Origin of the sequence: uncultured Thiodictyon sp. (assembly GCA_903837595.1) — a bacterium.
Classification (GTDB): domain Bacteria; phylum Pseudomonadota; class Gammaproteobacteria; order Chromatiales; family Chromatiaceae; genus Thiodictyon.
The window spans coordinates 1-8,521 of sequence record CAILVI010000361.1; the positions used below are offsets into that span (position 1 = coordinate 1).

At 55.1% G+C, this 8,521-nt stretch carries 8 protein-coding genes and 1 pseudogene; all 9 read right to left on the bottom strand.

Annotated elements, in window-relative coordinates; all coding sequences use genetic code 11:
* Positions 1–263 (bottom strand): annotated as a pseudogene (locus QZY44_RS20800) (hypothetical protein); the annotation flags it as partial.
* On the bottom strand, positions 260–847 hold the full coding sequence (locus QZY44_RS20805; RefSeq protein ID WP_295385038.1) for a TraE/TraK family type IV conjugative transfer system protein: 588 nt from the start codon (positions 845–847) through the stop codon (positions 260–262). The gene QZY44_RS20805 and the pseudogene QZY44_RS20800, both read right to left, overlap by 4 nt.
* Complete coding sequence (gene traL, locus QZY44_RS20810) at positions 844–1,137, bottom strand: type IV conjugative transfer system protein TraL (RefSeq protein ID WP_295451233.1); 294 nt, start codon at positions 1,135–1,137, stop codon at positions 844–846. The genes QZY44_RS20805 and traL overlap by 4 nt, the downstream gene beginning before the upstream one ends.
* 477 nt (positions 1,138–1,614) lie before the next feature.
* A complete protein-coding gene (locus QZY44_RS20815) occupies positions 1,615–2,688 on the bottom strand; it encodes a patatin-like phospholipase family protein (protein ID WP_295451236.1) in 1,074 nt (357 codons plus the stop codon).
* A gap of 2 nt (positions 2,689–2,690) precedes the next feature.
* Positions 2,691–3,590, bottom strand: coding sequence for a diguanylate cyclase regulator RdcB family protein (locus QZY44_RS20820; protein ID WP_295451246.1), 900 nt, complete (start codon positions 3,588–3,590; stop codon positions 2,691–2,693).
* A complete protein-coding gene (locus QZY44_RS20825; protein ID WP_295451255.1) occupies positions 3,587–6,094 on the bottom strand; it encodes a dynamin family protein in 2,508 nt (835 codons plus the stop codon). Before QZY44_RS20825 ends, QZY44_RS20820 begins: the two co-directional genes overlap by 4 nt.
* A gap of 241 nt (positions 6,095–6,335) precedes the next feature.
* Positions 6,336–7,295 carry an Rpn family recombination-promoting nuclease/putative transposase gene (locus QZY44_RS20830; RefSeq protein ID WP_295451262.1) on the bottom strand — a complete coding sequence of 320 codons (960 nt, stop codon included), beginning with the start codon at positions 7,293–7,295 and terminating at the stop codon, positions 6,336–6,338.
* A 241-nt stretch (positions 7,296–7,536) separates the two neighbouring features.
* Positions 7,537–8,205, bottom strand: a complete 669-nt coding sequence (locus QZY44_RS20835) for a DUF4400 domain-containing protein (protein WP_295451265.1) — start codon at positions 8,203–8,205, stop codon at positions 7,537–7,539.
* A partial coding sequence (locus QZY44_RS20840; RefSeq protein WP_295451268.1) for a hypothetical protein occupies positions 8,198–8,521 on the bottom strand: 324 nt, incomplete at its 5' end. The genes QZY44_RS20835 and QZY44_RS20840, both read right to left, overlap by 8 nt.

Genomic DNA, 8,521 nt, shown 5'->3' on the forward strand with positions numbered 1-8,521 from the left:
CCGCCACGGCGCTCGGGGGCGCTGCTGGTCCGGCGGGCGGCCAGGTCGAGTCCGCCGACCTGGCGAATGGTCGGTGCCCCTCCCGGGGAGCTTTCGCTGGTCCCGACCGGGTCAGCACGGGGTCCCGCCGCCGCGGTGCGGACATCCAACAGGTCGCAGGCGACCCGCGGGATCGCGGCCCCGGGGTCGGGCTCCGGCGCGGCCTGGGCGGTGCCGAGTGCCAGTGAGACGCACAAGGCGAACAGAGTCGGTTGACGGGTCATCGCGGGCTCCCAACGGTGGCGCCGACGCGCGGCTCCCCGGGATAGGAATCCAGGAAGACCACGACCGGACGGTAGTTCTTGAACTCGACACGCAGGGCATAGGTGCGTGACTTGTTGACCGGCTTGGCAGCCGGTCCGCTGGTCACATGGGTGCCGGTGATGTAGATCGTGCCGCTGGCCGGGTCCCGGCTGATCTCCCGCGGCTCAAAGGCCAGACTGACCTTTTCGCGGCGAATCTCCGCGACCTGGGCGTCCAGCACGCGCAGCACGTCGACCCGCAGCGCCGGTGCCAGCAGTGGCTCCAGGGCCTTGGTCAGGAATTCCGCATTGGTGGGGGTGACGTTGCCGAGCAGTTCGGCGACGAACAGCGCCCAGGCCTCCCGGACCTCCTGACTGGCGGAGGAGCGGGCGACCGAGACCTCCCCTTCCAGCACCGGCGGCACCAGCACCACGGTGCGATCGGTCTGGTTGATCGTCACCGCCAACACGCAGTTCACGCCGATGAGCAGCAGGATGATCAGGCGGTTAACCCGGTTCTCCAGCGTCAGCCCGGCCCAGGTGGCGAGAAATCGCTGGAGGTTCATGGTAGCCACCGCCGACAGAAGGGATTGGGGGTGGTACGCCCACGCAGGGGCAGCAGGCCGTACCAATAGAGGAAGTGCAGCGCGTGCCCGTCGGGGCGCCGCTCGCGGTACTTGGAGTACAGGCGCACCAGGAGGACGCCCAGGACGATCAGTTTGAACAGCGTCCCGGGACTGCCGGTGAAAATCCCGATGACCAGACACAGGACGATCGGAACGAGATCATCGACGCGCCACAGCAGGATCAGCGGTGGGTCGTCGATGTACTTGGGGATTTCGGTTGGGTCAGCCATGGGCGCAGTGTGCTGCGCGGCGGGCGGGGACCGTGAGAGCTGAAGGTGCGGATTATTGGGGGGAATGCGGGAAGGGGGGTTGATCCAAGGCCGGGAACAGCCGGCCTGAGCGCTCGTTTCCCTTCAGGGTACTCGCCGAGACGCTCCCGTGAGGCCCTTCTCAGACTCGCCGCGATCGGCACCTGTTCGACACCAGCCGGACCAGTCCGCCCCCGGGATCAGGTGAGTGGTATCCGTCCGAGCCCGGCAGTCAGCGCGCGAGGCCAGGCTTGCAGGCGCAGGGAGTTCTGAGACAGAGTAATGAACCCGTCGCATGGATGCAGTATCGTATGGGGATGTCGGCGAAGGATATCGTGGTACGTCCCCTATGTTCGCTCGCTATTTCGCTCGACAGCAGAAGTCTCCTCGACCGCGCTGGTCATGGCTGTACTCGATGCCTCTTTCCACAACGCAGGTGGGTGGTCTCGCAGGGATCAGTCATTTTTCGCTATATCCTGATGGGTTCTCTAGACGCCCCATCGCTTCGGATAAGTCTTTATCCAGCATCATAAATTGATCTTCGTCATTGTTTAATTTTGCTTCTGAGAAACGTAATTTATTACGGACTGTTGTCGCTTCGATGACTCTGCCGACACAGTGTAAAGTGTCTCTATACCCTTGTTCAATCCAGGATGGAATTTTATGGGCATCGAATCCCAATAAATCACTCAAACCACCACTCCGCCCTATGGGGGATTGTGGCCGAATTTCGAGAATCATCGCCTCGGGAAAATCATGCCGACTCCACAGAGAACCATCGCAAAGATGTGTAACAATCAATGTATTAATGCCCGCCTGTAAAAGGGGAGTAACCGGAGTATTTCCTTGCATACGTTGCCAACCTCCGATACCCCCATCACTATAAATTGAGTTATTCAGATGACGCGGCGCAAATAACAGAGGAATCGCCGCAGATCCTAGCAGTGCATCCTTTTGTTGGTCCTTAGGCAACCTCTGGATATGCAAGAATTCAGATTCTGGCGATTCGAGTATCCCCGATTCAGCCATCAATACCATGAGGGTGTCCTCCAGTGGTCCGCAACTCTTGAAAACCGAGACATAGAGCGGCAACCCATGTTCAAGCGCGTCCGGATCGAAATATTGCTCCATTAAACGAATCAATGGATTTGATGATAGTAAGCCGACACTAAGTAGTTCCAATATGAAAGGGATGCCAATGCCTTCTGCCTGTTTCAGTCCAGCGAGTTGCACGATGTAATCAAGCTTGTTGATCCTGAGGCCTGCCGCAAGTAGCAGATGAAGATATGCGGGAAAATGAGGGGCCAACGGTGGCGTATTAGCCAATGTGTTCCAAAGATTATCCATCCGTTCAACACCCACCTTGAGCGAAGGAGCTGACGCCAATACAGCTCCGTTCAATGCACCGATGCTTGCCCCCGCTATCGCATTGATACGCACGCCCATTTCCAATAGAGCTTTAAGAACTCCGACATGATAAGCCCCTTTAGCACCTCCTCCCGAGAGAACCAGCCCCACTTCGATGTTCGACATTTTTAATACTCTCCGAAGACTTCGGCAACTAGGGCTTCCGTCAAGCGCTCGGCCGAGCAGATTCTTGGCACCGGCAACGGCAGATCGTCAGGGAAGTGTAAGGAGGCATATACGAAAGGCTCTTGATCACAGCGCGACCAGTCGCCCATATAAGCCAATGCACCTGTTGCGTCAGGCAGTACGCCACGCCCGGTTGGCTGATTAAACCATTGCCGGATGTCGATACGTGAAGTTGGCGTATTGCGGGCATCTTTCGCCAACTGAATGATTGCGCGATTCCGAAGTATCTCCAAATGAGTCGAGCGTTCTAACATAACTCCGTCGCGGAAAAAATCGCCGAAGGCGCCCCAGCGCAACTCCTCCAAGGCAGCATAACAGCGCCCAGAAAGCGAGAAGCTGGCAAATCTTCCTGCCTCCCATTTACTGAAAACCAGGTCAATGTGAATATTCGCACGCTGAACCGAATCGACACGCATGATTTCCTGCTCAAGATGTCTACAGCGCCTGGCCAATTCCAGTGAAAGCGCTTCAAGCTGCTGTCGCGTATCGGCAGAGTGATTGGCCAGCTTTACAAACGCACCCTGGATCATCGCGATCCTATTTTTCACTTGCGTCAGTGCTAGATTACTCTTCGCAAGCGACATCGAAAGTTCATTTAGCCACTTTATAGATGCTTCGACACCATCAATGAGACTAGCATTAATTTCTGTTTGGCGCCGACGGTCCCGGCCAGTGAATCCATCGTAAAGTCGGGCACCGAAACCGCTGCGGGCATGCTGTACTCGAATATGGTCGTGAGCTACGTCGATACCATTAGCAAAATCGACGACAAACTTTTCCGGAAGACACTGTAATATCTTGCAAATTTCAGCGTCAGCAGCAATTGGTAATAGTGTATTCATGCAGTAGCTTCGACACCAATATTTAACTGATATGTTGTGTCTTTACGGAGTTCCGTGCTGTCGCTTCGGATATCTGGAACACCCTTTTTCAATGCTGCCAACCGCTTAGCCAGGGTATCCTTCTCGTCTTTACTGCTTTCATGATCACGTATACTTTGGAGTAAATCGCCGCGTATCTGTTCCACCGTTTTTCGGAACCCAGCAAAAAAATCGCGGATACCGTCTTGCAATGGTTGCCGAATCTGTTTCGAAACATCTTTGTCGAGTCCGGAAAAAATTCGCTGGATATCAGCATCAACTAATTTTTTAATCTTGTCGACATCGATTTCAAAATATTCTTCCTGAGCAGAATAACTTTCCCAACCCCAGTCATCGGTATTGAACCAAGAACAGATTTTCCCCCAAACATTCTCTTTCCGATACCGTTTAGTGACTGTTTTTGTTTTTGCATCGATCAGATCACCTAGCATCTCGGCACCGGAAGCTTTCAGATATAACAAAGATGCATCTGGAATCGTCAAGCTGATATGAAATCCGCTTTTCTTCATGCGAATAGCTATGTCGTCAATAATTCTCTTGGCTTCTAGGATTATGGTGTTTGAAAAAATAGACTGGAATTGATTTAATGCTGAATTTATGGCCTTCTTCATGATGCTTTCATTTTTTTTAACAATATCCTCAAGAGAGTCTTGAATTTTTCCCAGCATTTCCCTTGCTTTTCTATCGTCAGAGAACTTTACGATACGACTATTTGAATCAAAATCGGCTTCGATCTGAGCGCAGCGATTTTTTTTGCTGGGCGGCGAAATGCCTTCAAAAAAATTCCCAATAATACCTTTTCCAACTCGCTTTGCCTCCTGGCTCTTTAATAAAAGTAGCCGCTTATTGTATTCAGCTTCCTCCTCTTGTTTGCCTTCCTGAAAATAATGATTAATACTGAAAGATACATTTTCTTTTACTGTTTCAAATACTTTCTTTGTTCCATTTTCCAAGTCACCTAATATTTTCTCAGCCGCATCTCTTGCCGAAGCTTCAGCCGCTCCAACACTATCCACATCTGTTTGCAAGGCACTGATTTGCTGTCTTAGCTCTTGAGAGTTCTTGCTCAATGCGGTTTCACGCGTGTTCAAAAAATTCCCTAGCTTTTCGGACATATCGACCAGTTTAGCCGACGCGGAGTCAACCGCAAACACTGCGGCACGCGCATGAGCAGACCGAATCACATTTTCGAGGGGAGAATGAAATTGTGAGTCTTCCCAGAGAAAGTCCGCATGCTCTCTGACGTTTTCTACATTAGAAATTTGCCGTTCCCATCGTGGGCCAAACGCCTCTTTACCAAAATCTGCAACCCATGGTTGCTCGATCGGATCCGGAAGTTTTTTATTTGCAAAAAGCTCTCTTTTTGCGCGATTTGCGAGATACCCAATTTTTGCAGATACCGGAAATACTGCATCCTCATTAATATTCCCCTCCATAAGTATATTGGCAACGAAAGCCTTGATATCTTTCTCAGAGTCGCTATTTCGATCTCTCTCGTCATATTTATTTACTAAAGCATACAGCCGCCCTTCCGCAACCTTCGCGATTTCCTTTAATTCTTCTCTGACCTGAGCATCGGCATCTGACTTCAGTTGTGAAAAATCTAGTATTGCAAGCACAGCAGATGATTTGGCAAGTTGTTCCTTAAGCATCTTCCGAAGATGGGGTTGGCCAGATTCGTTGGGGCCTGGGGTATCGAGCAGGGTAAGCGTTCCGTTGGCCTTATTCATTTCGCGAAGATGAATGAATTCAACCTTAATTACTGGAATCTCATGAACTTCATCATAGCTGGAAAACGGGAACTCAACTCCCAGCTCTTTGGATAATCGAACCAAGTCATTAAGAACCTTTAAAAACCAGAAGATCGATTCAGGACCATGATAAAACTGATCAAACTTATTTCCACTTTCGATAAGCGCAAACAATTCCTGCATATCCTTGTTTTTCGACATGTCGCCGATAATCGTCCGATTTTCAGTGCGCTTACTGGCCTGGTAAAGTTCGCCCATCAATTGTTCGATAGGTAATCTGTTCCTGAATTCGAGGACCGGCTCAAGCTGATCCGGCGTGTGCTCAATCAGCGTTGGTAAGGCAGTCATCGGACGACTCCGATTAGGAAGTATTTCGGTGCCCACGATAGCATTGATGGTAGTCGATTTACCGGCCTTCATGGTACCGACGACGGCAAGGACCATCTCGAGACGGTCTAGCTTCTTCGATTCGCCCTTGAGCATTTCGATAAATTTTGGTGTGGTGTTTCGATCAAACGTCTGTATTTGATCGGCTTGAGATTGCGTGACAACACCTTGCTGATCAAGCATTTGCTGAAGAATACCCAGTTGTAGCTTGATCAATCGCTGTGCTTCGTCTCGCAGTAGCTCAATATTTTCTTCATGCATTTTGCTTCCCCCGTAGTTGAAAAATAGCTCGGTCGCCCGTCTGACCTTGATGATTATACCAGCCACTCAGACAACCTGTGCCGGTCGTAACCAGGATTGACGCAATACGATTGGACGGTCGCGGGCAACCTGCGGCGTTGGGGGCTCGCGTCCAACGATTGTAACCAAATAAACCAGGCACGTGGTGGACTTAATACCAAGATGCCTTGATCATAGATTTTGCCAAGACCACGTCGTTTGCAAGTAAAAAGGGGCGTACCACGAAAAAATCTCGTCGTTAGCTCCCCGCACCCGATGACCCACTCGCTCAAGCCGATCCGCCAAAGACCTCCTTCAGGCTCCGGCACTCCAACACGCGATCACCCCACTCCTCAAGCTCGGTCTCGCCGGCTTGACCAAGGCGCTCCTCAGCCCATGACGGCAGGGGGCCAAAGCGGCGAGTGAGTTGTCGACGCAGCAACTTAGCCTCGCCCTCCTGCCTGCCCTGATCCTTCCACTCTTGGGTCCAAGTCTTGACGCGTTCGGCCAGCATGTCGTGAAGCTCCTGTAGCTCGCTGAAATTGGGTATCTCGACGCCGGGGACGCGCGCCGGAAGCAGCACGCGCTTGAGCCAGACGACGAAGGCACGGCGCAGGCTCGCGTTCTCTGCCCCGGCCAGCCACTCGACCAGGCAGGCGATGACCCGCTGGATGTTCTCCGGCGCCTGGGCATTCTCCAAGCGGAACAAGGCGGCGGCGACGTTGGGCAGACCGATGAGGTCGGCCTCGGGGTAGCGGCGTTCTTCCAAGAGAAGATAGCGCATCTGGGGCTGCCAGTGGCGCAGTTGCAGCGGCAGGTTCGGGGTGATCAGGTCCGCCAGGTCGGTCTTGGCGGTCCAGGGCTCGGCGCCGTTGTAGAGCACGATGGGGAGCACCGGCGGGAGCGGATCATCCGGCCCGATCTCTTTCGACCGGTGCAGGTCCTCGTAGAGAAGGCCGATGTAGGTGAGGAACCGAGCGGCCATGATGCGGTCGACGGTGGACTGGAACTCCAACAGGATGTAGACGTAGAGCCAACGCGCCCGTCCGTCCTCAATGATCCGCAGACGCCAGATGACATCGTCGACGCGCTGACGGAGGTTCTGGCTGATGCCCACCTCACGTACACGCTCCAATGTGTTGAAGTCCAGCCGCTCGGCCCACTCCTCGCGCACGAAGCCGCCGAGCAGGTCGGAAACCATCTTGCGATGGGAGAACAGCAGCTTGTAGGAAGGGTCGTGCGTCGCCATAGGGATTTGCCCCGCGGGGTCCGATGTTACAAGGATACCCATTCCGTGGGCCTAATGCAGTACCGCCAGCAAACGCAGACGGGCGCACTCGGAACGCGGTGCCCGACCGGCGAGTCTGACGCCTCGATCCCGCCGAGGTGCGCGAGATAAGCCCGCCTGGTAAGGTCCCGGGCGATTTCCGGTCAGCTCAGAGGGGCGGCGACAGCCATCACGTCAAGGGCGAACCGGAAATACCACCGGCCTAAAGCCGCTTCTGACTGTTGGCAAGCACCAGCCCCACGAGCACGGCGACGACGGCGATCCCAACCGGCACTCCCGCCGCCGGTAACGGAATCGGGGCAACCAACAACATCAGAGTCCCGATCAGTATCCAAAGCAACGCCCGCACCGACCAGAAATGGATCAGCGGACTGGCATAGGAAAAGCTGTGCTGCCGGATGCGCCGCCGTAACAACGCATCGTACGCAGCGGCTGCGCACAGGATCAGGCTGAACGGCCACCAGAAGAGCAGGACCGCCAGGCGCTGACAGGCCTGCCCGAGAGACCACCACACCACGTGCACCCGGCCGGCGAGCCAGGGCCAGACCGGGCTGTCGGCCAGTTTCTCCAGCCCCGCCCCTGCCATCCGGTGATCGGGGACCAGGACGTGGTAACTCCATGCCTCCAGTCCGGTGCGCACGCAACAGGCCCGATACCAGCGCACCGCGCGGTCGAGGATGAGGTCGGCCTGCGCCGGTCCCACGGTGTCCACCAGGGACGCCAGTTCCCGCGCACTGACCTGGCGCGCCCAGTCGGTCGGGACCAGGGCGGCGAACAGGATGAACTCCATGACGAAGAGCAGCAGGCCCGCGGCGAGGGTCCAGAGCCAGATGCCTTTGCCGTCGCTGCCCTCATGGGAGTCGTCAAGCATCCTGGGCCCCAGGTGCAGGTTCGAGGTCCCTGTCAGGCGCCGGCAGGACGGCACGTAGCCGACGGCCCAGGATGCGCCGTTGGTTGACGGTCATGGCCTGCGCCAGGACCGGATGTTCGGGCGCGGCCAGCGCCCCCATGATCGCCTCGAAGAAGGCCGCAAAGCGCTCGCGGTCGGGTACCCCGGCCTTCTTGGCGACCTTGTGGGCATTGATCGCGGCCACGGCGATGGCCTGCAGGCGGGTGTAGCGGGCCTCGTCGGTGGGGTACCGTTCCCACAACCCCAGCGCGAGGCGTTCGAGTAACCCGCGGCTGTC